The 24493-nt window shown below is 42.4% G+C and carries 21 protein-coding genes, 1 pseudogene and 2 riboswitches; of the genes and pseudogenes, 7 read left to right on the forward strand and 15 right to left on the reverse strand.

The window, feature by feature from the left end; translation table 11 throughout:
- The first annotated feature begins 35 nt into the window (after positions 1 to 35).
- Positions 36 to 125, forward strand: a riboswitch (cyclic di-GMP riboswitch).
- A gap of 297 nt (positions 126 to 422) precedes the next feature.
- Positions 423 to 1361: a F510_1955 family glycosylhydrolase gene (locus ACN6MY_RS22605; protein WP_419882149.1), complete on the reverse strand. Its 939-nt coding sequence runs from the start codon at positions 1359 to 1361 to the stop codon at positions 423 to 425.
- A 290-nt stretch (positions 1362 to 1651) separates the two neighbouring features.
- Between ACN6MY_RS22605 and ACN6MY_RS22610 the strand changes: the two genes are divergently transcribed.
- Positions 1652 to 2158, forward strand: coding sequence for a cupin domain-containing protein (locus ACN6MY_RS22610; protein WP_419882150.1), 507 nt, complete (start codon positions 1652 to 1654; stop codon positions 2156 to 2158).
- 42 nt (positions 2159 to 2200) lie between these two features.
- Here ACN6MY_RS22610 and ACN6MY_RS22615 read toward each other — a convergent pair whose 3' ends face one another.
- The 7 genes from ACN6MY_RS22615 to ACN6MY_RS22645 form a co-directional block, all read right to left on the reverse strand.
- Complete coding sequence (locus tag ACN6MY_RS22615; protein ID WP_419882151.1) at positions 2201 to 3715, reverse strand: sodium:solute symporter family protein; 1515 nt, start codon at positions 3713 to 3715, stop codon at positions 2201 to 2203.
- A gap of 84 nt (positions 3716 to 3799) precedes the next feature.
- Positions 3800 to 4546, reverse strand: a complete 747-nt coding sequence (locus ACN6MY_RS22620) for a 3-oxoacyl-ACP reductase family protein (protein WP_419882152.1) — start codon at positions 4544 to 4546, stop codon at positions 3800 to 3802.
- Positions 4547 to 4563: 17 nt separating this feature from the next.
- On the reverse strand, positions 4564 to 6288 hold the full coding sequence (locus tag ACN6MY_RS22625) for a methyl-accepting chemotaxis protein (RefSeq protein ID WP_419882153.1): 1725 nt from the start codon (positions 6286 to 6288) through the stop codon (positions 4564 to 4566).
- 96 nt (positions 6289 to 6384) lie between these two features.
- Positions 6385 to 6472, reverse strand: a riboswitch (cyclic di-GMP riboswitch).
- Between the two features lie 275 nt (positions 6473 to 6747).
- Positions 6748 to 6885: a hypothetical protein gene (locus ACN6MY_RS22630; protein ID WP_419882154.1), complete on the reverse strand. Its 138-nt coding sequence runs from the start codon at positions 6883 to 6885 to the stop codon at positions 6748 to 6750.
- Between the two features lie 110 nt (positions 6886 to 6995).
- Entirely contained in the window at positions 6996 to 7721 is a 726-nt protein-coding gene (locus ACN6MY_RS22635) for a nucleotidyltransferase domain-containing protein (protein WP_419882155.1), read from the reverse strand.
- A gap of 3 nt (positions 7722 to 7724) precedes the next feature.
- Positions 7725 to 8408, reverse strand: a complete 684-nt coding sequence (locus ACN6MY_RS22640) for a diphthine--ammonia ligase (RefSeq protein ID WP_419882156.1) — start codon at positions 8406 to 8408, stop codon at positions 7725 to 7727.
- A gap of 106 nt (positions 8409 to 8514) precedes the next feature.
- Positions 8515 to 9279 carry a class I SAM-dependent methyltransferase gene (locus tag ACN6MY_RS22645; RefSeq protein WP_419882157.1) on the reverse strand — a complete coding sequence of 255 codons (765 nt, stop codon included), beginning with the start codon at positions 9277 to 9279 and terminating at the stop codon, positions 8515 to 8517.
- Between the two features lie 384 nt (positions 9280 to 9663).
- Between ACN6MY_RS22645 and ACN6MY_RS22650 the strand changes: the two are divergent.
- Both ACN6MY_RS22650 and ACN6MY_RS22655 read left to right on the forward strand, forming a co-directional pair.
- Positions 9664 to 10481, forward strand: a pseudogene (locus ACN6MY_RS22650) (squalene--hopene cyclase); the annotation flags it as partial.
- Positions 10458 to 11549: a prenyltransferase/squalene oxidase repeat-containing protein gene (locus tag ACN6MY_RS22655; RefSeq protein ID WP_419884258.1), complete on the forward strand. Its 1092-nt coding sequence runs from the start codon at positions 10458 to 10460 to the stop codon at positions 11547 to 11549. The pseudogene ACN6MY_RS22650 and the gene ACN6MY_RS22655, both read left to right, overlap by 24 nt.
- Before the next feature lie 97 nt (positions 11550 to 11646).
- Here the strand turns inward: ACN6MY_RS22655 and fosB are convergent, their stop codons facing one another.
- The 3 genes from fosB to ACN6MY_RS22670 form a co-directional block, all read right to left on the reverse strand.
- Positions 11647 to 12069, reverse strand: a complete 423-nt coding sequence (gene fosB, locus ACN6MY_RS22660; RefSeq protein ID WP_419882158.1) for a metallothiol transferase FosB — start codon at positions 12067 to 12069, stop codon at positions 11647 to 11649.
- A 202-nt stretch (positions 12070 to 12271) separates the two neighbouring features.
- Positions 12272 to 13237, reverse strand: a complete 966-nt coding sequence (locus ACN6MY_RS22665) for a quinone oxidoreductase family protein (protein ID WP_419882159.1) — start codon at positions 13235 to 13237, stop codon at positions 12272 to 12274.
- A 112-nt stretch (positions 13238 to 13349) separates the two neighbouring features.
- On the reverse strand, positions 13350 to 13433 hold the full coding sequence (locus tag ACN6MY_RS22670; RefSeq protein ID WP_371261424.1) for a putative holin-like toxin: 84 nt from the start codon (positions 13431 to 13433) through the stop codon (positions 13350 to 13352).
- 463 nt (positions 13434 to 13896) lie between these two features.
- On the opposite strand from ACN6MY_RS22670, the gene ACN6MY_RS22675 reads away from it, so the two are divergent.
- Positions 13897 to 14301 (forward strand): HIT family protein, encoded by a 405-nt coding sequence (locus ACN6MY_RS22675; protein ID WP_419882160.1) that lies wholly within the window; start codon positions 13897 to 13899, stop codon positions 14299 to 14301.
- A gap of 309 nt (positions 14302 to 14610) precedes the next feature.
- On the opposite strand, the gene glpK is transcribed toward ACN6MY_RS22675, so the two are convergent.
- The 3 genes from glpK to ACN6MY_RS22690 form a co-directional block, all read right to left on the reverse strand.
- The gene (gene glpK, locus ACN6MY_RS22680) at positions 14611 to 16101 is read right to left on the reverse strand and encodes a glycerol kinase GlpK (protein ID WP_419882161.1); all 1491 of its coding nucleotides are present in this window, start codon (positions 16099 to 16101) and stop codon (positions 14611 to 14613) included.
- Between the two features lie 66 nt (positions 16102 to 16167).
- Positions 16168 to 16992 (reverse strand): MIP/aquaporin family protein, encoded by an 825-nt coding sequence (locus ACN6MY_RS22685; RefSeq protein ID WP_419882162.1) that lies wholly within the window; start codon positions 16990 to 16992, stop codon positions 16168 to 16170.
- Between the two features lie 344 nt (positions 16993 to 17336).
- Positions 17337 to 19040, reverse strand: a complete 1704-nt coding sequence (locus ACN6MY_RS22690; protein WP_419882163.1) for a methyl-accepting chemotaxis protein — start codon at positions 19038 to 19040, stop codon at positions 17337 to 17339.
- Positions 19041 to 19250: 210 nt separating this feature from the next.
- Between ACN6MY_RS22690 and ACN6MY_RS22695 the strand changes: the two genes are divergently transcribed.
- The 3 genes from ACN6MY_RS22695 to ACN6MY_RS22705 all read left to right on the forward strand — a co-directional run bounded on the left by ACN6MY_RS22695 (position 19251) and on the right by ACN6MY_RS22705 (position 22055).
- Complete coding sequence (locus tag ACN6MY_RS22695) at positions 19251 to 20189, forward strand: ABC transporter permease subunit (protein WP_419882164.1); 939 nt, start codon at positions 19251 to 19253, stop codon at positions 20187 to 20189.
- Between the two features lies 1 nt (position 20190).
- Entirely contained in the window at positions 20191 to 21171 is a 981-nt protein-coding gene (locus ACN6MY_RS22700; protein WP_419882165.1) for a hypothetical protein, read from the forward strand.
- A 260-nt stretch (positions 21172 to 21431) separates the two neighbouring features.
- Positions 21432 to 22055 carry a MarC family protein gene (locus ACN6MY_RS22705; RefSeq protein WP_419882166.1) on the forward strand — a complete coding sequence of 208 codons (624 nt, stop codon included), beginning with the start codon at positions 21432 to 21434 and terminating at the stop codon, positions 22053 to 22055.
- Positions 22056 to 22119: 64 nt separating this feature from the next.
- On the opposite strand, the gene ACN6MY_RS22710 is transcribed toward ACN6MY_RS22705, so the two are convergent.
- Entirely contained in the window at positions 22120 to 24387 is a 2268-nt protein-coding gene (locus ACN6MY_RS22710; RefSeq protein ID WP_419882167.1) for an EAL domain-containing protein, read from the reverse strand.
- Positions 24388 to 24493: the final 106 nt, after the last annotated feature.

A 24493-nucleotide genomic window follows, 5' to 3' on the forward strand; every position in this document is an offset into this window, starting at 1 on the left:
ACTAAGTTAGGGATATGCCTCAAAAGTGTGATATTATTTTTATTGGGCAAATTTTACGAAAGTAAAAGACGCAAAGCCACGGGCCTAAAGCAGTCATTACTTGTCATGGCGGCCGGGTTGCCAGAATTTCATATTGATAAATTCTGTCCCTTTCTAATTTGCCTAATAAATTAGCTAAAAGAGGGAAATCGATGCTGTATCCATCAGTCACACTGAATCATGCGAATGAAAGACATATTGTGAAAGATCAGAACCATTGTGAATGCGGAGTTAGATATCATACTTTTCCAACCTTCACTAAAAAGGATTTTAAAAAAATTCAGTTCAAGCACATTAAAGAAATCACTTGTCCTCATTGCAAAGCCACCTTTCAATAAGATGGCTTTTCAGCATTTCCCCTACTTTTTCCTTCAGGTTTTCATTTACTCTGTTTTTCCTTCAATCGCAATTTCCTTCCAGCTTCCGCCTTTATCATTTGAAATATATACATTATTACTTGACGTAGATAATGCCAATTGTTTTCCATCTTCAGGGTTTTCTGCTAAATAGAGCACAGGATGTTCAGAGGTGCCTTCTATACTGGACATAGCCGATAGTTTTTTTGTTTTGTAATCCAGCCTGTAAAGAAGTATTTCATTTTCATTGGCAGTGGCAAACAAAATGTCATTTTTCCCATACGACATTGAAGTGACTGGATCGGGTGTTGGAAATAATACAAAATCATTTCCATAATTGCTTGATAGAAAGATTCCCTCCTTTCCGTATAAAGCAAATAACCTTTCATCAAGCGGATGCGCTGCCATTCCTCCCAGCTGCTTTGATGTCATCCCCTTCAGCCGGCTTTTGGCCCAGGTGCCTCCTTCATCTTTTGTATAATAAATCCCTGCTCCGATCTTAGCGTTTTTCTGCTGATTCAAAGCGTATAATATCCCGCTTTCATATCCTGCAGCAAGGGCGTGAAAATCGGTTTCTCCATAAAACGACAGCTTGCTTACTGTCCTTCCGTAATCACTGCTTTTCACAAGTCCAAGCGGATCTTTCCAACGGGAGCCTTTTTCAGGATGGCCGCTTGCATAAAAACCATTTTTAATCGTTTGGAATCCCATATAATCATGTTTATTTTTTGAGGTTGTATACCACTTGTTTCCTGAATATCTTAAAATGCCTTTATGTGTGGCAAGAAGCAGTTCATTTTCTCCCGCAAAACCGATGCCATGAATATGCTGAAACGATGTTTTTTGCTGATGCTTAAAAAATGGCTGATCCTGCTTGCTTTCATCCTTTGTGCAGGCTCCCAGGACAAGGAACACTAAAGCTGCAAGCATAGCAACAGGAAGAAACCTACTAAGATACTTTTTCATATGTACAGACTCCTTCAAGAATAAAGTGAACTTTCCATCCGTATGTTTACTCTCATCCCCCGCTGAGATTTCTTTGATGACTCTTTTGTACCCTTTTGTGTTTTAGGATGTGACACCAGAGGTAACTCTTACTATATATTAAATACTTTATCAAACGCGGTGAAAAAAAGGAAAATAACATTTCTGTTCGATATGAATCTTTTTTAATTAGCATGCACTCATTCAGGATTATGGACTGAATCCTGTATAAAGTCAGCAGCATTTTCACCGCATTGAAGGGAGACTATTATATGGATACTATTGAAGTAATAACGATGTACTTTTCTGATGATGGCAATATACCCAATCATCCAAGCTTGCCTGTTTTGATCTATCCTGGGGTTTTAAGAGACAGAGCCGGACAAACAGAATCCATTTTCAACCGGAATAATTGGGGAAACAGCTGGCAGAATGGAGTGTTTGATTATCACCATTACCACAGCAATGCCCATGAAGTACTTGGGGTAATGAAAGGAACAGCCACCCTTATGCTTGGCGGGGAAAATGGAAAGCAAATTGAAGTCGGCGAAGGAGATGTGCTGGTGCTTCCTGCTGGTACAGGCCATAAAAAGATACATGCAAGCAGCACCTTTAAAGTGGCAGGAGCCTACCCAGGAGGCATGGATTATAATATCAAAGCCTGCGAATCCAGCGAACGTCCTGATGTGCTTAAAGAGATCCAGGACGTTCCGCTTCCCGGTAATGACCCGCTCTTCGGAAAAGATGGCCCTCTTATGGACCATTGGAATATTCGCTGATATACAAGAAGGGAAACCCTTTCCGGGTTCCCCTTCCTTCTATTATATAATTTTAGTACCCGGCTCTATATATGATTCTTTTTTCTCAAAGCTTTGAAGCTCATCAAGTGTTTTATCTTTTTCAATACGGTGCATTTCCAGTACCTCTTCAGTCGGAGGGATGATCAAGCTTGTAATTACAATGACCAGTCCTGAAACAACCGCTCCGGACAGCCCAGGGTTATGCCATAATTCAGTTATAAGCCCCCAAAATCCGGATGAGCCTGAAACAGGTCCTGGAACTGAAAATATAGAAGTTAAAATATAATAAATTAATCCGGCTGTAATGCTTGCCCATACGGCTGGTGTGCTCACTCTTTTCCAAAAAGGGCCAAGCACCAGCGGCCAGAACAGGGTAACGAACACGATATCCCATGCCAGATAAGCAAGGTTAATGATTTTTTGGAAACCAAGTGAAAGGGCAAGACCTAACATTGCGCTTACTACAATAGCCAGTCTTGAAAACAGCAGCAATTTTTTCGGATCTGGATTTGGATTAATAAAATCCAGATAAATATTTTTTGTTACGATTCCTGATGCTGCCACATAGCAGGCAGCAAGCGTAGACATACCCATCGCTGCCATTGCGGTTAAAAAGATGGCGGAAATGACAGGTGGAAAATACCCTTGTGCAAATGCAAGCATGAGTGTTTCAGGATTCGAGCTATGAGGGAAAATGGTTTTAAAAGCTTCCCCAAGCATCCCCGGTATCCAGCTGATAGAAATAACGATGCTGCCTGCGATAATCATGCTCAGATATGCAACCCTGGGATTTTTCGCTGCTGCAACCCGCTGTCCCAAGTCAGCTGCGGGAATGTCGCCAAGAGCCAGTATCAGGTACAGCGACCAAAATCCTGCACCGCCTTTGTTGAAAAGATGGCTGACATTCCACCAATTCGGATTGAAAGTGAAATCATGATACTTCAAGATAATGACCAGGGCAATGCCGAGTATCCCGACGATGGCAAACAAACCCTGGACAATCTCCGTATAAGCCACTGCCCATAAGCCCCCAACCACGGAGTAAATAACAGTCAGACTGACAAACAAAATGGCTGCAGGAATAAAACCAATTCCAAAAATATTCTGGATGATATATGTTCCGCCGACAGTCAGGGCCCCTGCATTGAATAATCCAAATGCCACAGCCATTACACTTCCGGTATAGGCTCCCAGTTTTTTGCTTGCGTATCTTAAGCCGTAATAATCTGCAATCGTCCATCCCTTCAGCCTTCTTAGCGGCTTGGTCCAAATCAGCGCGCCTAAAATCATGCAGGTGCCGAGACCAGCCATTGTGGCAGTCCCTTCAAAACCCCCGTCATTATAGCCTGATCCGACTGCTGCAAAAAAGAAAGGTGCAGCAAGTAAAGCAGCAACAAGACTTCCGGTTACCACGTAAAGAGGCATACTCCAGCCGGCTACAATCAAATCCTCTGCCGTATTGATTCTTTGATAGCCTTTAAAGCCAATATAGTAAATAAAGATAAGATATAAACAAAAGGTAAATATTGCGATCACTTAACATCCTCCATACTAAAATCTCATTGTTAAATCAGCCACCTTGTTTCATAGCAGCAAAGTTTACGAAAACACCCATTCACTTTATCCGTTCATGACAACTCCGCCATTGGGGCTTAAAATCTGCCCTGCATAAAAACTGGCAGAATCTGAAGCAAGGAATAACACACTTTTGGCGATTTCTTCAGGAGCTGCAAGTCTTTTCAGAGGATATTTGGCAGACTCTTCTTCAATATAATTCTCGCCAAATGCCTTAAGAATATCTGTCAGAGTTCCGCTTGGTGCCACTGCATTGACTAAGATGTCCGGTGCAAGCTCTCTGGCAAGCGCTTTTGTAAAGGCATTGATCCCGCCTTTTGCAGCTGAGTAATGAGTGAACTCCTCACACCCAAGGCTGCCCAGGTCAGAGGAAATATTGATGATCCTTCCCCGTCCTTTTTCCTTCATCCTTTTTGCAGCAGCCCTTGCATTATAAAAAGTGCCATATAAATGAACCTTTATCATCCGATCCCATTGTTCATCACTTAGGTCAGTAATAAGGGAGGATTGTGCGAACCCGGCATTGTTCACCAGAATATCAATGCTGCCAAGATGTTCATCCATATATGTGAACATGCTTTCCACCTGTGCTGAATCCGAAACATCCGCAAAAAAGGCCAGGGCCTTCACGCCATGTTTTTCTGCTGCTGCTTTCACCTCTTCAGCCTCTTCATGATTGCCTGTATAATTAATCAGGATATTGGCTCCCTCACTAGCGAACTCAAGGGCAATGGCTCTTCCAATACCTTTGCTGGAGCCTGTAACCAATACATTTTTTCCCTGAAATTTCATAATAATCTTCCCCCTCCTTAAATCTTAAATTTACCGACAAGCTCTTGAAGCTCTTCGGCTGTCTTTCCTAGAGAATTTGAGGTTGCTTTGATTTCTTCCATAGAAGAAAGCTGTTCATAAGTAGCGTCAGAGACACGTCCCGAGAATTCCGATGTACTTTGGGCGGTAGTTTTCATTTCATTTACCGATGCTGCAACTTCTTCTGATGATGCAGAAATCTGTTCAGAGGCTGCAGATACCTCATGAATCTGCATGGCCACCTCTTCTGCAGAATCTAAGATACGCTTGAATACTTCACCAGCTTCATTTGTAAGCTTCAAACCTGCTTCAACATTTTCTTCTCCTTTTTCCATAACAGAAATGGAGGAAGCAGAATCCTGCTGAATATCCCTGATCAGCTCCGTAATTTGAGTGGCTGAACTTGCAGATTGCTCCGCCAGTTTTCTTACTTCATCTGCAACTACCGCAAACCCCTTGCCATGTTCTCCTGCCCGGGCAGCCTCAATGGCAGCATTCAGGGCTAATAAATTGGTTTGATTGGCAATGTCAGATATAATCCGGACAAAATCATCTATTTTTGTTGTATTGTCATTTAGCTTGATAATCGCGCTGCCAATTTGATTCACAGAGGTATTGATCAGGCTCATCTGCTGAATTAATCGCTGAATAATATGGTTTCCATCCTTCGCCTCACGTGAAGTAAGCGTGGAAGACTCTGAAACTATAAAGGATGATCCGGCAATTTTCTGGATTCCGTAGGCAGTTTCTTCAATAGCAGCTGCACTTTCTTCGGTCGTCCTTAATGTAATTTCATTGCCCTTTGCGACCTTCGCCACATCATCTGAAACCTTCATTGAATAATCATACGTTTCAGATGCGTTTGCTGAAAGTTCTTCTGCAGAGGCTGCAAGATAGCTCGAAGTGTCATGAATATTGGTTATCAGCCCATTTAAGTTTTTCACCATCTCACCGATGGATCCTGATAGCCTGCCCACTTCATCGCTGGATGCTGCGGCCATATTGATATCCACCGTCAAATCTCCTTTTGCGATGCTATCTGCAATGCCAACCATTTTTTTCAAAGGCCTAAGGAGCCTGTTTATTACAAAATAGAGCAGTGACATCATGACAATCAGCCCGCCAATGGAGATGAGGATCTGATTTACTATAGAGGAATTTAAAGATTTATTTATGTACTCTGCCGAATAGTCAATTCCCAATACAGCAATTGTTTCACCGTTATAGGTAACAGGTGTAAATACTGTTCTCCAAGTGCCGAAGCTGTCCTTAAAGATATCCGTAACCTGAGGCTTGCCTGTTGAAATTGCAAGTTTCGCTGTTTTTAAATGGATGGGGGCAATATCCTTGAATAATTGGCCCGGCTTATAAATTTCATTTAAGTCACTGGTATATCCAATTGGAGCAAATCCGCCCTGATCCGGTTTCCAAATATAGCTCCAGCTCATGATTCCCTGTTCTTTTTTTATCGAATCAAGCTCTTTTTGGACATTCTTGAACACAAAATTATCCGGACTTGAAACACTGAGAAGCTGATGTATCTGTTCAGGATTCAAGTTCTTTTCTGTAAGCATGCCGACACTGCTCAGTTCATGCTGTAAATCTTCCTGCATCTTATGCTTTAAACTGTAAATGCTTGTGCCAGAAAGTATTCCCGTTAAAATCAGCACAGTAATAAAAACAATAATTAAAATCTTGTTCCGGAGTGAAAGCTTTTTTATCATAAGTTTTCTCCTTTTTTTAATTTGAGGTTCCTGGCCATCTTTAGCCATAAAAAAACACACCTGTTTACGGTGCGGTACAAATTAAAAACTAAAATGTACGGCAGCCCGGCTGTCTTAGCAGTTTAACTGCCTTAGATCCGCGGCTTTGCGTCCCCATCTTTCAATGAGTTTGCCCTTGGCTAAATATCTATAGATTTTTTTAAACGTACCCTATTCCCTCATGTACAAATACTTATATCGGAAACAAACAATAAATATTAACTCTCATTTCAATATTTATATAAATTTCCCACAACTTCCATAAAGAACCTTACTGACTTTTACAGCAAAAAAATAACTTTGAATGAATTCATTGACGATTATAAGATGGCTTGTACAGCAAGGGTATCGATATCAGCGCATAAATGACGGCCAGTTTGATTAACTGGCCGATAGTGTGTATCCCGGAGTGCGGGATCTTTAATTTTCTTTTTGCTCTCCATTTTCTTTTTCTGCACCCTGGGCAGCATTTTTTTCTGCTGATTGTTGTTTAATCTGCTCACGTAAATTTTTCCGTAAATAATCACGCAATTGCTCTGTTCTTTTAATTCTTCCCATCGTCACTGCTCCTTCCATAATCATTTCATCATTAGTATATTATCCCGTTCTCCATTTCGTGTGGACAATATCCAAATTTTCTAATAATTATTCACAAAGGAAGCATTGCATCACTGATTTGTTTTTCCTGATGAAAACCCCTCGAATAGCCGCCCTCCATGTGGTCTTAAGACATTCTCAGTTAGAATAAGTACCCTATTTTTTTCATTATATTGATAAAACGCATCGAAAGCATCAACAAAGGTTTTCGCAAATTGAGCATCAAATTGTTTTAATGACCGGACAATCCACTTAGAAGAGCCGATCCATTTCCCGTTTGTTCTCAGCACAAACTCATGAAGAAGGCCTGCCAAAGTATTCGCTGAAAAAATCGCTTCTCCCCGGTCAGCTGCCCCAATGAAATCATCCAATGCATCGGTTATAAAGTACCTTTTTACATCAATGGTTTCTTTGCTCCAACGCTTCGGTCCTTGTGCTAAAAGCTCTTCAGCCTCTTTTTTCATTGAAGAAACGAACCCCTCATCTTTTAGGACGATTCCTTCTGAAACCATTTTTGGCAGGCATGGCTTTGCCCTTTCGCAATCGCTTTTAACATACTGCTGATAGGATGTTAAATTGTGCACAAACACTTCAACAGGCCATCCATTTTCAAATATAGATTCCCTGTAAGAAGATGGGACAGTCTGATCAATGATCACAATATCTAAATCAGAGGTACCAGTCTCTTCTCCGCGGACTACACTGCCTGCAAGAATGGCACCCTGGCAGCCTGCAAAATATGAAGCAACAAATTCCCTGGCCGCATCAATCGGTTTTTTCCTTAATACATTCCCCACATTTCATTTCCCCTTTTGTTTTTCAGCCAATGAAAAGGATTCGAACTCCACTCGTTTTGTTGTTTCGTATTCGGCTATTTCTCTTTGATTCAATTCAATTTTTTTGCTGAACAAAGGGCCGTCATAAACAAATGTGTGATATTCTCCCGCTTCACCCATTGGGCAAATATCCATGTTTGCTATTTCCTTGGCAAACTCCCAGTCTATTGTTCTTCCCAGCCACTTTTCCAATTTTTCATCTTTAATCGTACGGATGACCATTGCCCGATACCCTGATTCTGTGAAGCGTTGAAGATTTTCAAAGGCATCCTTCTTCTCCATCCAAAGAGGATACAAAGCCTCAAGTCCAGTCTTTGCGGCAACATCCTCACCCCAGTCACGATGCTCCTGTAAATATAAATCTCCAAATGCAATCGCGTCTGCACTATATTGTTCCTTAAGGTGCAGAACATCCCGAATAAAACAATCCGTGTATGTATCCATATCCACCTCAATAAAGTGGATCGGAGTATTCAGGGCTTCTGATTGCGCCCTAATCATATCCCTTTTTTCACCATGTCCAAAGGTCCTGCCGATTTCCTTGGACGCAGTCGTTAAGAGACATACCACCTCATGCCCTTCTTTTCTTAACTTGTCAAAACTTAGACATGCATCTTTACCGCCGCTCCAGGATAATAATATTCTCAATTTAGTAGTCTCCTTTTTCATAAAGGCAGGATTTATATGCTTGAACATTTGGCAATAACATCATGCTCACTGCTGCTGCCAAAATGGCAAGTAATTATCCACTCCTTTATTTCCTTGGCTTCCTTGCCTTTATTATAAATGTCGTTGGAACCATTCTCGCTTTATATAACGAATAGTGCCTTTTTGAAAAACCCTCCTGCTGATTATGGTATTTGGCGGCTGTTTCTCCCTCTACCAATCTTTCAATCGTAAAACCAGCCTGTACTAATTCATTTATATAGGTGCTAAGTTTTCTTTTATATAAGTATACCGGCAGATTTCCGCCCTTAAATGAGCTGTATGAATAGATCTCTTCCTCCTGATAAGATCCCTGCATCTTCACTATTCCGTCCTCTGCAAGCAGATTCGTGTAAAAAGGATGTTCCCAGCTAAAGATAAAACTGCCTCCCTCCTTAAGGTAAGAATAAATGGCAGAAAGAGTTTTGGGTAAATCTGTGGTCCAGCCGAGTGCATAAATCGAATAAATAATATCAAAATAATCACTCGGGAGACCAATAGAATCCTCCATCGCAGCACAAAAAAGCCGGGCATCCTTATCTTTCAGAACAGCTTTTGCCGTTTCAATCTGTGCGGATGATAAATCCACTCCCCACAGCTCCTGCGCTTGATGATCTGCCATATATTTCAAGGAATGCCCGCTTCCGCACCCAATATCCAGCACCCGTCTGTTTTCAATTTTGTCAAATAATCCAATTTCTTCTTCTGTCACTGTGTATGGCCCAAACTCCGGCAGTGCTTCTATTCCATAAAATTCCGGCGCTACATGATTCCAGCATTTTTTGTTATGCTCAAGTATTTCAATTCCCTTCATAGATCCTGCTCCTTCCATATACCATCCTACTTTTCGCTGGACTGTTGCAAAACTCCTCTATTCTTTAGGCTCTTTTGTTAAAGATTGTTGTTTTTTAATTTAATGTGTTTTGTGAGGCGATTCCATTGTTAAGGCAGGTTGATTGAAGCGAAAGGTGCGAGACTCCTGCTTAGATTAGCGGAACAGGTGAGACCCCGCAGGCGCAGCCGAGGAGGCTCACCGCCGCCCCGCGGAAAGCGAGCATCCTGGAGCGGAAATCAACCCCTTGTTCCATAGCAACAAAGTTTACGAAAACAGCCATTCTTTAATACGGGATATATGAATGGATGGAGGCAGCGGAGAATATATTGGGAAATGAATAGCTTTTTAAAGGAGGCTGGACGGATGCAAAACACACAGCCGGAAATCGGGAGAATTGCAGAGATATTAGTTAAAGATCAATTATCAAATGGCTCCTGGGACTATCCTTTTGAAACAGGATTAGTGTCAGATGCCTATATGATTATTTTATTGAGGATATTAGAGAGAAATGATGAACATTTGATAAAACAGCTTACAGACCGAATTATCAGCAGGCAGGAGAAAAATGGGGCCTGGAAGTTATTCCAAGATGAAAATGAAGGGAATTTATCATTGACCATCGAAGCCTATTACGCGCTTTTATATTCAGGACTGAAGCATAAAGACGAACCAAACATGAGAAAAGCCCGCTCCTTTATACGTTCCAAAGGCGGTTTAAAGGAGGCCCGCATGTTTACTAAAATGATGCTGACGATAACCGGCCAATACAACTACCCTTCCATATTCCCCATACCACTTGAAGCCGTACTCCTTCCCCCTCTTTTTTTGCAAACATCTATGATTTGTCCGTATATGCGCGTTCTAATTTCATTCCGCTCCTTCTTTTAGCAGACCGCAAATTCCAGGTGAAAGTGACTAATACCCCTGATCTGGGCGATTTGATGCATACAAAAAGTATTCGGGATGACAGCAACTGGGAGGAATTGGAATCCAAAGAATACCGTTCAATCTTTTCTTCCATCAAGCAAGGTGCAGAAACGCTCATTGATATTACAGCCAATCATCACACTTTTGCCGAAAAAGCAGCCGAAAGATTTATGCTCGACCGCATAGAGCCGGACGGGACTCTTTATAACTTTTTCAGTTCTACCTTTTTTATGATTATTGCATTGCTCTCTCTTGGGTATTCCAAAAATGATCCAGTCATCGTAAGGGCTGTCAAAGGACTGAAAGCCACAGCTTGCACCATCGGCGGTTTTACCCATATTCCCTATACCACGGCACATGTATGGAATACTGCATTAATCAGCTACTCGCTGCAGGAATCAAAGGTACAATCAGCACATGATTGCATTAAGAAAGCAAATGGCTATCTTCTTTCCCGGCAGCATACGAGATACGGAGACTGGGCTATCCATAACTCAAAGGCGATTCCAGGAGGATGGGGTTTTTCTGATTGCAATACAATCAACCCTGATGTAGATGATACCTCAGCTTCTCTCAGGGCTTTGGTTCCTAAGCATGATTCCTTCCCGCAGCAAAAAAGCTCCTGGGTCCAGGGATTATCCTTCATCCTTTCCATGCAGAATGATGATGGAGGATTTCCGGCCTTTGAAAAAAATACCGATAAGCACCTTTTCACGCTTCTGCCGATTGAAGGAGCAGACACCATCCTCACAGACCCGTCGACTTCTGACCTTACTGGAAGAACACTCGAATTCCTCGGAACATACGCCAATCTTAAAAAAACTGAAAGGTCCATGAAGAAAGCCATCTCCTGGCTTCTCCACAATCAAAGAAATGATGGATCATGGTATGGAAGATGGGGAATTTGTTACATCTATGGCACCTGGGGAGCGCTTACCGGATTAATGGCGGCAGGCTTCCCGCACGATGACCGCAGAATAAAAAAAGCGGCAAAATGGCTGATGAACATTCAAAACAGCGATGGGGGATGGGGAGAATCCTGCTATAGCGATATCAAAAAAGAATATGTCCCACTTGGCGCCAGTACCTTAATCCACACAGCATGGGCAGTTGACGCGCTCATTTCCCAGTCCCCGCACGCCACAGCCGAAATTAACAGAGGAATTTCTTTTCTGATTCAGAATGGCGAAAAGGAGGATTGGACCGCTTCTTATCCGGCCGGGCAGGGGCTGGCTGGGTATGTGTATGCCCACTATCACAGCTACCGCTATATTTTCCCCTTGCTTGCATTAAGCCACTACCAAAGAAAATACAGTGTTTAACAGATAAAGAGGAATCAAAGCGGTTCCTCGTTTCTTGCTCCCGGAACGCGCCCGGTTTATCCTCCTGCCAAAATAGCAATGCTATTAATCATAAACTTCACATAAAAAAATCCATATGTGTTTTTTCACTTCTATAATAAAGAAGCCGGTCCTGCAAGTTGCCTGTATGAAATTCGAATTTATGTCCATCTGGGTCAGTAAAATAAATGGATTTTTTATCTTCATCACTTCTTTCACGGCCTGGAAGGATGGATACCTGCAGTTCTTCCAGGTGCCTTTTGAATGCATCAAAGTCCCTTTCTTCTATTGAAAAGGCAATATGCGTATAGGATTGATGAATGTCACACCGCGGAATATCCTTTTCTTCATTAAGAGCAAGCCATATTCCTCCTAAATCAAAGTATGCGGTGCTCCTGCCCTTTACCAGCAGCTTGGCTTTTAATGCTTGCTGATAGAAAATGATTGATTTTTCAAGATTTGAAACAGAAAACAGCATATGATTTAACCCTTTGATTTCCATTCTCTTCACTCCTTCTAAAGCATTAATGAACGCCTATTTCAAACAATTTGCTGCGATGAAACAAGGTGCTGATTTCACTCCAGGATGCTGCTCCAATCAAACTCATTTAATAATGAGACCGCCTCACAGAACTCATTAAAAAACAACAATCTTTAAGAACAATGAAAAAAGCAGCTCTGCGATAAAGCAGAGCCGCCCGAAATTATGGTATCAGCAAAATTTTCCCTGTACTTTTTCTGCTTTCCAGAAATTGATGAGCACGAGCTCCATCCTCCAATGGATATATAGCCGGTTCAGCAATTTTCACCTTGTTGTCCAGAATCCATTGAAACAGCTCGTTTGAACGTGATAATCTTTCCGAACGGGAAGTCAGGACATTCCAAAGATCCCCTCCGGTGAGTGTTTTTGAAGTATCCATAAGCATCCGGGGATCAACTGAAACCGGATCTCCGCCAGCCATTCCATAAAATACAACTGTTCCCCCGGTACGCACTGCTTTAAAGCTATCCATCAGGGTGGATCCTACTGACTCATAAACCACGTCTGCGCCGCGGCCATTTGTCCAGTTCAGCACCTCTTCTGACCATGGCTGATCATATAGGAAAACCTGATCTGCTCCTGCCCCTTTTGCTGTTTCCATCTTAGCTTCAGAGGATGTCAGGCCAATGACCCTTGCGCCCATCAGCTTCGCCATTTGAATAAGCAGCCCTCCAACCCCTCCGGCCGCTGCATGTATTAAAACAGTGTCACCTTCTTTGATTGTATAGCTGTCCTTCGTTAAGTAATGTGCGGTCAGCCCCTGCAGCAAAACTGATGCGGCTGTTTCAAACGAAATGCCTTCAGGCAGCAGTACCGCCTTATCCAATGGAACAGTGACAAATTCTGCATTTGCATAAGGAACATCGGCAAATCCGATCCTGTCTCCCGGCTTAATTTCTGTCACATTAGAACCGACTTGTTCAACAATGCCAGCACCTTCGTATCCTAAAATATACGGTGGCTCTCCAGCAAGATGGTAATTCCCTTTTCTTCTATAAACATCCGCGAAATTCAATCCAATTGCTTTCATGTTAACCAATATTTCATCACGTCCAAAAGACGGTGTTTCAAGCTCTTCCACTTTCAATACTTCCGGTCCGCCGAAAGATTCAAACACTAATGCTTTCATGTGGTTCCCTCACATTTTAATCAATTTGTTCTTGCTTATCAAAAGTCTACATGAAGAGGAACAAGATTTCAAAATTTCAACGCTTCAATAAGAAGGAGCAGCCTCACTTGTCTTAGTTATGGTCCCGAAAATTTAAAACGGAGAGAAGAAACATTCCAAAGCTGATCATCAAAGATAAAATTTCAAATGTATCCATTTGGGATCGCCTCCTTGATATTCAGCTTCCCCGGGTCCAAGATTGTCCTATACATAAGGGGCCTGGCCTTTTTTATAGAACTCTTTCCATAAGGCTATTTTCGTAAATTTTGCTTCTATGGGAACAGGGGGTTAATTTTCGCTTTTTATAGGCTTTCTAAATTATGCTTGTTGTGATTTGATTCCCAAGAACAAGTGTTTAAAAAGTAGAACCTGTGGAGGTAATGGTATGAAGTTAAGAGAATTAATAGATAAAATGAATAAGTTGAGTACAAAAGAACAACTTTTGTTAAAAGAGGATTTTGCTCATTTTCATCGAGTGAGTCTATATTCTTAGAAGAAACTGAACTCATAAACAAAGGGGGATACACTAGCATTCAATGTAAACCCAATGAAGTAACCGCTTTGTTAAATATAGTGTTCGTGTCGGCGTTAATGCTGTGGAACAAATTAGGAGGGGGAAAATGCAATTGTGTATATTTTGTGAGATTATTTCAAAAAGAGAGGAAGCGTATATTGTTTATGAAAATGATTATGTCTGTTGCTTTTTAGACAAATTCCCAATAAATATAGGTCACGTTTTAATTATTCCTAAAATACACTATCAAGAGTTCAGCGAGGTCGATTCAATCAGCCTTTCAGAAGTTATTCTCACTGCTCAAAAGATTGCTCAATCGCTTGAAAGTTTATTTAATACTGACGGTATAACTATTATGCAAAATAATGGTATTTTCAAAGATATGGAACATTATCATATGCATATTATACCAAGATTTAATGGGGACGGGTTCTCTTGGGTGGAACCAGATATTGATATAAATAATATTGATTTTGAATTATTACAAATGAAATTAACCGAATGCCTGTAAATGCTTTAAGCTATAAGCCTTTTTCATATAAAAAAGGCCACATCCCTTAAAAAAAAAGGAATGCGACCTTGTGAGGATTGGTCAGTATTTTAACAGCACGATCCTGGTTGCAGTAAATGCATGACACCGGGACGCGAAGCATCTTAACCGGAGAGCGGCCTGACAAAATAACATAGGCTATCCTTTAAGGCTTTTTAAGCAGCTTCTCCCGGTTGGACGGCGGCTTTGTACAGCGGTTTCCCCGCAATCACATCACTTATCTTCCGGACGCTAATGATCCGCAATCCGGAAGCATGATGCAGATTTCTCTTATTTAAAAGCCATAGAAGCTTTTACGGCCTTTTTCCAGCCCTCATATAATTGATTTCGTTCAGCATCCTCCATGGTAGGGCCGAAGGTTTTATCAATGGCCCATTGCTTGGCGATATCCTCCTGGCTTTCCCAATATCCCACAGCAAGGCCTGCCAGATATGCAGCTCCCAGTGCTGTCGTTTCATTAATCACCGGACGTTCTACCGGTACATTCAGCAAATCGCTCTGGAATTCCATCAAGAAATCATTTTTGACTGCCCCGCCGTCAACCCGCAGCGTTTTAAGGTGAATGCCGGAATCGGCCTCCATGGCATCCAGCACATCCTTCGTCTGATATGCGAGCGACTCAAGGGTGGCTCTGACGAAGTGCTCCTTCGAAGTACCGCGCGTAATTCCAAAAACAGCACCCCGAACATCGCTATCCCAATATGGTGTGCCAAGGCCTACAAATGCAGGCACAACATATACTCCATCAGTGGATGCTACTTTTTTGGCATAGCCTTCACTGTCCTGGGCTGTCTTTAGCATCCGGAGTCCGTCCCGAAGCCATTGAATGGCAGATCCGGCGACAAATATACTGCCTTCTAATGCATATTCTACTTTCCCGTTTAACCCCCACGCTATCGTAGTAAGCAGGCCATGCTGAGATTGGACAGCCTTTTCGCCTGTATTCATCAGCATGAAGCAGCCTGTTCCATACGTATTTTTTGCCATTCCCTGCTCGAAGCATGCCTGGCCAAAAAGGGCTGCCTGCTGATCCCCTGCTGCTCCGGCAATCGGGATTTCTTTTCCGAAGAAATGATAGTCAACCGTAGTGGCATATACTTCCGAAGAAGGGCGAACCTCAGGAAGCATGGATTTTGGCACACCCAAAATGCTTAACAATTCATCGTCCCATTTCAAGTCGTATATGTTATACATAAGTGTGCGGGATGCATTCGTGTAATCCGTTACATGCGCCTTTCCTCCTGAAAGCTTCCAAATCAGCCATGTATCCATGGTCCCGAATAAAAGCTCACCCGCTTCCGCCTTGCTTCGTGCACCATCTACGTTATCCAGAATCCACTTTACTTTTGTTCCGGAAAAATAGGCATCAATAAGCAGCCCTGTTTTTTCACGGAAGGTATCGTTATGTCCCTGGCTTTTTAATTCTGAGCAAATATCGCTTGTTTGCCTGGACTGCCAGACAATTGCATTATAAACTGGAGTTCCTGTTTTTTTATCCCATACAACAGTGGTCTCCCTTTGATTTGTGATTCCAATTCCGGCAACCTGTTCCGGCTTCACTCCGGATTCTGACAGGCAGGAGGCAATGACTGCAAGGATAGAGCCCCAGATTTCATTAGCATTATGTTCAACCCATCCCGGCTTGGGGAATATCTGGGTAAATTCACGCTGGGAAGTATGGACAATTTCCCCTTTTTTATTGAATAAAATCGCCCTTGAGCTTGTAGTCCCCTGATCCAGTGATAAGATATACGTTTCCATTTCGAATTCTCCTCCTAAATATCATTCTATAGCGGTACTTTACCCAGTAGTCAGCCGCAGCTAATCTTAGGCCGAGGTGTTAATGCCTTTATTTGAAGCTAAACCTTTTTTTCCAAAAAGAGCAGCAAGGCCTAAAATTACGAGCGTTCCAATTGCTACAATCCAAAAGGCTGCGTGCACTTCACCCTTAAAAACTGCTTTATAGAATACAGCTCCCAGTGAACCTCCAAGCAGCGGCCCAGCCACAGGTATCCAGGAATATCCCCAGTTAGAGCCGCCCTTTCCTGCAATCGGAAGCAAAAAGTGTGCAATCCTCGGGCCCAGGTCACGGGCGGGATTAATCGCATATCCTGTTGTTCCGCCCAAAGACATGCCGATTGCTACAATCAGCAAACCGACTGCAATAGGATTCAAGCCTTCTGTGAACTTATTGGCACCAATGAACAGAAGGCCAAGCACCAGGATGAATGTCCCGATGATTTCGCTTAGAAGGTTTGAAAAAGTGTGCGGGATGGCGGGTGAAGTTGAAAAGACACCAAGCTTTCCAGCAGGATCATCCGTCGCTTTCCAATGCGGCAGATAATGCAGGTAAACAATGGCTGCTCCAAGAATGGCTCCTATCATTTGGGCAATTATGTACTCTGGCACATCCGCCCATGCAAAATCTCCATTAATGGCAAGGGCCAGTGTAACTGCCGGATTTAGGTGGGCCCCGCTGATGGAACCTACTGCAAACACTCCCATTGTTACTGCAAGTCCCCAGGAAATAGTGATAACAACCCAGCCTGCATTATTCGAGTAAGATTTTTTCAGTGTGCTTCCCGCTCCGATTCCAGCCCCAAAAACAATTAAAATCATCGTGCCCACGAGCTCTCCCCAAAATGGCGTCATTTCCTTTTCCCCCTTTTTGTTTTTTCATTTCTTTCTATTAGAGATAAAAAAAGAGACCAGCAAACAGATTAACCCTAAGGTTAGAGCATGTTTGCGTGATCTCCTAATCTCCGTCACAATCATTAACTTAATAGAAGTATATGACAGGTTGTAAGCGTTGTCAATTATTTATATTAAATGATTGAAAATTCCGTAAATTACAGAGATTAGGAGTGTCATATAATATGTATCTATTTTTTGGGACAAAAAGAACTGTTCTAAAAAATTTTATCAATTCCATCTGCCTGACTACTTTCTGCCTAAGAAGTCCTGCAGAACAGAAAATTCCTGTTCTGCAGCGGCTACTAAACTTTAAACTGTCCAACAGATGTTAGCAGGGATTCCGCCAGGATTGAAAGCTTTTCTGCCGAAACCGCTATCCCTTCCATTGATGAGTGCTGCTCTTCCGCTGATGCAGCTGCTATTGCCGTATTATTGGCTGCTTCTTTGGAAAGGACAGCGACTTGTTCAGATTCTTCCGTTAAATAACGGACAGAACTTGACATCTCCTCTACCATATTTTGTACTTCTGCTGTTTTTTCAGATACCGAAGCTGCTGATAGCGAAATATGCCTGAAAGAAGCAACAGTCTGTTTGACAAATGAAACACCTTTATCCATGGAGGCGGTTCCTTCCTCCATCCCATTTACAGCGGTATGGGAACTTCCCTGAACCTCCTGGACCAATTTTCCGATATCCTCTGCAGCTATATTCGTTTCTTCTGCAAGCTTCCTTACTTCATTTGCTACAACAGAAAATCCTTTTCCGGCTTCACCTGCCCGTGCAGTTTCAATTGATGCATTAAGAGCCAGCAGATTCGTCTGGCTGGAGATATTCTTAATCATACTTAATATGGTTTCTATACGGTTGACTTGCTTGCCCAGCTCATAAATGGCAGAAGCTGTGTTGCCCATTTTATCCTGTACATCCTCCATAACATGCAAGGTTTTTCTCACAGAATCAGCTCCTTCATCGGCCCGTTCATGCGCCCGCTTGTTCCTTAGAGCTGCTTCCTCTACAGATAACGAAAGACTCTCTATTTTCCCTGCCAGATGCAAGCTCTTATGCAGTGATTCGGAAGACGAACTGAGCTGCTGGCCGCTTCCTGCTGCCACTTCTTCCATCGCAGCTGATATCTTCGCCGCAGCTACAGATGTTTCTGATGAGGATTCTGTCAGCTCCTCAGATGCTGCCGCAACCTGATTTGCAGCTTCTCCTACAGAAATCATAAGTTTTCTCAGAACGCTGAAGGTTTTATTAAAATATTCCGCGAGCTCGCAAAGTTCATCGCTTCCCTGCACCTTTAACTGTTTTGTTAAATCCCCTCCCCCTTCAGCAATTTCTTTAAATTGCTTTGTCATCCTTTTGACCGGCCTGACGATGGAACGTGTCAGGTACAGCGCAAGCAGCATGGCAAGAAGCAGGGAGCCTGAAACGATGACACCAATCAGAATCATTGCTTGTTTTGCAGCATCTTTTGCCTTTTTCAGGGCTTGATCCGTCAATATCATGTTATCCTGTTCCACTTTTTTATGTATTTTCCGGAAAGAATCCATATAAATTCTTCCGCCTTCGATATCCTTTGACGCCTGATTTAATTGCCCTTGTTTAATTAAAGATATCTGCTTTTCATAGTGCCACTGGAGATGGCTTAAATCAGGGAAGGTTTCGGTCAGCAATTTTTTCATCTGCGGATTGGACGCCTGATTGCTTCTTAAGATCCCTATATCCTTCTGCAGCTTTGCTTTCCCTTCCGTATAAGGCTGTAAATATTTCTCTTCTCCGGTAACCAGATACCCTCTTGTTCCAGTTTCCTCGTTAACCAGTTGTGTCAGCATATCAGCCGTAACAGTCCGTACCAATAAAATATCCTTAACGATCTTTTCAGAAGAGTTTTCCATTTTATAAAAGCAATAAATACTGAACCCTCCCATCATTCCCAATAAAAGAATCATGGATAAAAAAGCGGCCTGCAGCTTTCTGCCGATAGTCAGCCTAATACGTTTCATCTTTTTTGCCCTTTCGGAAATTGGTACTTTTTTCTTATCGGAGCGCCAAAATGATTATTTATTGCCTCGGTCCAATCTATACAGCAACTTTACACGGGTTTTACAAAGCCCCCTCTTTCCTGCCTTTGCAATAGAATCTATCGAAATATTAAAAATTATCTGGTATTATTTTACTATTACCATTTAAAGAGATAATAAGGGGGTAAAGTCATGAGATTGCTGCTAAAGTTATTTGGCAGTTTGCTGATGTGGGGGATTGTCGCCTGCCTATTAATTTTGATAGCGCTTCTTCCAAGAGATGTTGAATCACATCGTGTTGGCTATGATGATATTATGGAATACCATTTTAGCTGGGAAGCCTATGAAAAAAACATAAAAGATTACTTGAAGGATGTAAAAGTACATAAAAGCCTTGGCACCACCGCTTATGAAATGCCTGTTGAAACTGAGATGCTTCATTACGGCTGGAGAAGTGCAAAAGTCATCTTTCCAGCCCTCATCATCAGCCTTATCGCCGGCATCTTCAAGGGAATTTATGATTATAAACACCAAAGCGGATTTAGGAGGATGTTCGGGAAAAATGCTACGTGGCTTGGACAGTCAGTTCCCGAGTTCATTTCCATCATGCTTATACAGACGGTTCTTTTTGAAGCAGGAAAATATGGTTTCCCTGACGTGGATATATACGGAGATGAACAATGGTATAATATTTTTCTTCCTATATTATTTGTCAGCATGTATCCTGCTGCCATTATAGCCCGTTATACTTCAGAGGCCATCGAAAATGAGGATGGAAGGGATTATATCCTGACTGCCCGCTCCAAGGGGATTGGTGATAGGACCGTACTTTGGCGGCACACGCTTCGCAACTGCTGGCCTAATCTATTGCAGCAGAGCCTCCCGGTCATGATGACCCTTTTATCAGGGATGTTCATTGTCGAATTTATGTCTCAATACAGAGGCATAGGACTGCGCCTGGTGTCTGCCCTGCATATTAAAAGCAGCTTCATGGCCGGAGCACCCATGCCAATCGACACTTCCGCCGTCATTGGCTTCATCTTGCTTTTTACACTCATCCTTCTTATCACCCAATGGCTGACCCAGATTGTGTCCCATTTCGTGAATCCTGTTAAGAGGAGGGCCAGCTGAAATGAAAACTAATAAATCCTTCATTTTCGGGATAACTGGCTGCGGACTTTTGCTCTTTCTGATTATTTTTGGCCCTTATCTGCCTGGAATTGATGAAAATCTCACAACAAGAAGCTATTTTCATTCATTTTTCAATCTTCCTCCCTACCATCCATCCCGCGACTTTATCCTGGGTTCAGACAGGAAAGGCAGAGATGTGCTCAGTGTCCTTGTTTTGGGCACGAAAACCACCTTGCTAACAGGTGCAGGATTAAGTGCCGCTGTATTTGCACTGGCTATTCCGCTTGGTATCAGTTCAGCTCATTTTCCATACATTAAAGTAATTTTACAGGGATGGAATTATTTATTTTCCCGCATTCCGCTGATTTTCTTTTTTATGTTCATTGTTACCATTCCCTTTTTTATTTTTTCACAGCACCGTCCCATTTGGATGTTCATCATCCTGGTCGTTCTGGAAACAGGCAAGATAGCGGAGGTTATTGAAAAAAACATCCAATCCATTCACCAGACAACCTATTATGAAGCAGCCATGATATCCGGGACAGGCATTAAAGGGTTATTTAAGTGGTACTACTGGCCTATTTGCCTTCCGCAATGGCTCTCCTCCTTGTCCACACATATCGGGAACATGCTTTTTCTGATCGGGCAATTAGGTATTTTTAATATCTTCCTATCCCAAAAATTCATCCAGCTTCCCGGCGGGCCAGGACCCACCTTTTATGGGGTGGTGAATACAGCAAATGTTTGGCCGATCTATCTGACGAATATTATCAATGATATTAAAGTGGCACCATGGATACCGATATTTGCGTCCTGCTTTATCATTTTTCCCATGCTGTCTTTCTTTGCTCTTGGCGAAGGAATCCGCCAGCTGGCAATGCAATCTCATGAAAGCTCTTCATTGCAAAAAAAGAGTACCGCAAGACTCAAAAAGCTCCCATCGCTGCTTGGAAGAGGGAGCAAAAAGGGAACAAACTTATAGACTTTCGCAGCAGGAAAGCGGAATCGTTTTTAAAAATTTTGGATATTACAGTTAGGTTTAAGGACGGATTGGGTAAGATAAAATGAAATTCCCATTACTGATTTTCTTTCTGAAACTCTGCTGATAGCTAGTTGAATGAAAAGGACACCGAAGTCAATTCTTTTCCATCTATACTTCTTCGCTGCTCCCTGTATAGAATTAGGAGGCTTCTGCCCGTTCATCGGGAAAAATTTCGTACATCAAGGAAAGGAGTGTATCTGTTGCTGGCTCTCATTTTAAAGCTGACTGTTTCTTTTTTTGCAGTCATGAACCCGCTTGGAAATATCCCCATATTCATTACATTAACAAATGGATACTCTGTCAGTGAGAAGCGCAGGACGGCAAGAAAGGCCGCGATTATTTCCTTTATCATTCTTACTGTCTTTCTGGTTTTAGGGAATTTGATTTTTTCTGCCTTTGGAATTACTATCCATGCTTTTCGTGTAGCAGGCGGCATTTTAATCTTTGGAATAGCCTATAATCTGCTGCATGCCAAAAATTCCAGGGCCCAAACCCTCCACGAAGGAGAGCAGGAAGATGCAAAGCAGCAGGATGATATATCTATTACTCCTCTTGCATTGCCTATCCTGGCTGGACCAGGTACGATTGCAACGGTCATGGCTCACACTTCCACACATTCAGTTTCAAGCCTATTGACCGTATTGATCAGTTTTACATTAATCCTTGCCATTACCTTTGTTCTTTTTTATTATTCTACTTCGATCATATCCAAGCTTGGACAAAACGGATTGAATGTAATTTCCAGGCTAATGGGTCTTATCCTTGCTGTTATGGCTATCCAAATGATTGCAGAAGGTGTCCATGGGTTATTTCCGCATATGTAGATCATTACCGCTTTGTAATCCAGGTCATAATTCATGGAAAAAGCGCTGGGCACAATTACGTGCTTCAGCGCTCTTTTTTAGTTATCTCTGGAGTAGCAGGAAGAAAACTATGATCTTCTAGCAGAAAATGTTCTATCTCGTTTGCATCCAAAGGCTTTCTGTAATAGTATCCTTGACCGATTTCACAGGAATTCTGCAGAAGAAAATGCACTTGTTCGGCATTTTCAATTCCTTCAGCGATAACTTCAAATCGCAGGTTAAGGCTCATATCTATGATTGCCTTTACTATGGAGCCGTGATTCAACGGGTCCATAATGTCATCAATAAAGGATTTGTCAATTTTGATCCGGTCAATGGGAAGATGCTTTAAATAGCTTAATGAAGAATACCCGGTCCCGAAGTCATCGATAGACAAGGCCAGCCCCAGTTTCTTGAGCTCATTAAGAATAAGAGAGGATCTTTCTATGTTTTGCATGATGCTCTCTGTAATTTCCAATTCAAGATATTGAGGACTCAGTCCAGATTCAGCAATGATTTTTTGCAGCATTTCGATAAATGAGTCCTCCTGCAGCTGCCGCACCGAAATATTGACTGCTACAGGGACTGGCGTACACCCCGCTTTCTGCCAGCACCTGTTTTGCCTGCATGCTTCTTTTAAAACCCATTCTCCAAGCGGCACGATCAGCCCTGTTTCTTCCGCCAAAGGAATGAACTCATTTGGCGGAACAATGCCAAGCACAGGGTGCCTCCAGCGGATAAGGGCCTCAACTCCAATAACCTTTCCCGTCCCCAGCTCAACTTGAGGCTGATATTGAAGAAAAAATTCCTTCTGCTCCAATGCCTTTCTTAGCCCTTTCTCCAGCTCCATCTTCCGCATGGACATATTATCCAAATCGCGGGAATAAAATCTAAAGGTGTTTTTCCCCGCATCCTTTGCCAGGTACATGGCATTGTCAGCATGCTTGATCAGTGTATCCTGATCTTCACCGTCAGCAGGGCACAAGCTGATTCCAATGCTTGGTGTGATAAAATATTCTTCCATATCCAGATAAAAGGGAGGAGCAAAAGAATCTAAAATCCGCCGTGCAACTTTCTCCGCTTTTTGTTTATCCGTATTTTCCAGCAGGATAAGAAACTCATCTCCTCCCTGCCGCGAAACCACCCCTTCGTTCTGTACAGAATACGTGAGCCGCTCTCCGGCTTTGCGCAGCAAAAGATCCCCAGTTGTATGTCCTTTTGTATCATTGATGAGCTTAAACCGATCCAAATCAAGAAAAATGACAGCTAAAGACTTATCTCCCGGATTGTTCAATATGCTATTCAGCTTGCGGTTTAGCATATTGCGGTTGGGCAGCCCAGTCAGGGAATCATAGTAGGCCATATGCTGAATCGTTTTTTCCGTTTTTTTTCTTTCTGTAATATCCCTCCCGACGATATGCCACGCCCGCCTTCCTTCGTAGATAATCGGCATGGCCGATACCTCCACGTCCATAACTTCCCCGTTGATTCGGACTGCCTCAATTTCAAATCTGAGCTTTTCCGTTTCTTTGTTCCATTCGCCCAGGATTTTTTCTTTCACCGACTCCAGCGTTTGAGATGGGACAAATTGTACCGCAGGCTTTCCTATAAGCTCACGCGGATTGCCGGCACCAACCAGCCTGCTGCCTGTATCGTTGATATAATCTAATTTACCGCGGCTGACAACTGCGATAATATCCGGAGACATTTCAACAAGGCTTCGGTAGCGATCTTCGCTTTCCCTGCGGAGGGTGATGTCGAGCAAAACACTGGTAAAACTGATCATCTGTCCGTCTTCATTAAATGCTGGAATCCCCCGGTCCTGGATCCACCGGATTTCTCCATCAGGGAGGACAATCCGATAAACACTCGTTGCGGGCTGGCGTGCGTTGAATGATTCCTCCCTCGTTTTTAAAACATATTCATCCTCTTTATAGATTACTTTTTTCCATAAGCTATGGTCTCTATAAAACTCATCCAGGGAACGGCCGTAAAGCTTTTCTATCCCAGCAGAAATCAAAAGCTTGTCCGTTTTCATATCATGTGACCAGATGGCAACATCCAGCGTGCCGAAAATACTGTTCAGCTTTTGATTGCTTGTTATTAATTCCCCTGTGGTCCTTTTGTGGCCAGTAAACAATACATACAGCAATATAATGCTGCCAATTATAATGATAAGTTCAACTATTTGAAAATACAGCCATTTTTCAGGAAACCTTGCTTCCCATATTTCCTTTAGCATCGCCAGCAGAATGGCTGCTATGCATAATAAAACTGGCCAGCACCAGCTTTTACTTTTATAATCTAATTTCATGATAATATTCTCCCATTATTCAGCATTGAAATTTTTGTATACCATCGTCATTCTATACTTTTATCGGAAACTATGGCTGAAATTGTATAGCTGCACAATGTTCCGC

It is taken from the genome of Peribacillus sp. B-H-3 (assembly GCF_048572925.1).
Lineage (GTDB): Bacteria > Bacillota > Bacilli > Bacillales > DSM-1321 > Peribacillus.

What these genes read in the sequence shown, in the direction of transcription:
- ACN6MY_RS22605 (WP_419882149.1), bottom strand. Translation starts at nt 1,361, where the DNA reads ATGAAAAAGTATCTTAGTAGGTTTCTTCCTGTTGCTATGCTTGCAGCT.
- ACN6MY_RS22670 (WP_371261424.1), bottom strand. Translation starts at nt 13,433, where the DNA reads ATGGATACATTTGAAATTTTATCTTTGATGATCAGCTTTGGAATGTTT.
- ACN6MY_RS22655 (WP_419884258.1), top strand. Translation starts at nt 10,458, where the DNA reads ATGATTATTGCATTGCTCTCTCTTGGGTATTCCAAAAATGATCCAGTC.
- fosB (WP_419882158.1), bottom strand. Translation starts at nt 12,069, where the DNA reads ATGGAAATCAAAGGGTTAAATCATATGCTGTTTTCTGTTTCAAATCTT.
- ACN6MY_RS22665 (WP_419882159.1), bottom strand. Translation starts at nt 13,237, where the DNA reads ATGAAAGCATTAGTGTTTGAATCTTTCGGCGGACCGGAAGTATTGAAA.
- ACN6MY_RS22675 (WP_419882160.1), top strand. Translation starts at nt 13,897, where the DNA reads ATGCAATTGTGTATATTTTGTGAGATTATTTCAAAAAGAGAGGAAGCG.
- ACN6MY_RS22610 (WP_419882150.1), top strand. Translation starts at nt 1,652, where the DNA reads ATGGATACTATTGAAGTAATAACGATGTACTTTTCTGATGATGGCAAT.
- ACN6MY_RS22620 (WP_419882152.1), bottom strand. Translation starts at nt 4,546, where the DNA reads ATGAAATTTCAGGGAAAAAATGTATTGGTTACAGGCTCCAGCAAAGGT.
- ACN6MY_RS22695 (WP_419882164.1), top strand. Translation starts at nt 19,251, where the DNA reads ATGAGATTGCTGCTAAAGTTATTTGGCAGTTTGCTGATGTGGGGGATT.
- ACN6MY_RS22710 (WP_419882167.1), bottom strand. Translation starts at nt 24,387, where the DNA reads ATGAAATTAGATTATAAAAGTAAAAGCTGGTGCTGGCCAGTTTTATTA.
- glpK (WP_419882161.1), bottom strand. Translation starts at nt 16,101, where the DNA reads ATGGAAACGTATATCTTATCACTGGATCAGGGGACTACAAGCTCAAGG.
- ACN6MY_RS22630 (WP_419882154.1), bottom strand. Translation starts at nt 6,885, where the DNA reads ATGGGAAGAATTAAAAGAACAGAGCAATTGCGTGATTATTTACGGAAA.
- ACN6MY_RS22645 (WP_419882157.1), bottom strand. Translation starts at nt 9,279, where the DNA reads ATGAAGGGAATTGAAATACTTGAGCATAACAAAAAATGCTGGAATCAT.
- ACN6MY_RS22690 (WP_419882163.1), bottom strand. Translation starts at nt 19,040, where the DNA reads ATGAAACGTATTAGGCTGACTATCGGCAGAAAGCTGCAGGCCGCTTTT.
- ACN6MY_RS22700 (WP_419882165.1), top strand. Translation starts at nt 20,191, where the DNA reads ATGAAAACTAATAAATCCTTCATTTTCGGGATAACTGGCTGCGGACTT.
- ACN6MY_RS22625 (WP_419882153.1), bottom strand. Translation starts at nt 6,288, where the DNA reads ATGATAAAAAAGCTTTCACTCCGGAACAAGATTTTAATTATTGTTTTT.
- ACN6MY_RS22685 (WP_419882162.1), bottom strand. Translation starts at nt 16,992, where the DNA reads ATGACGCCATTTTGGGGAGAGCTCGTGGGCACGATGATTTTAATTGTT.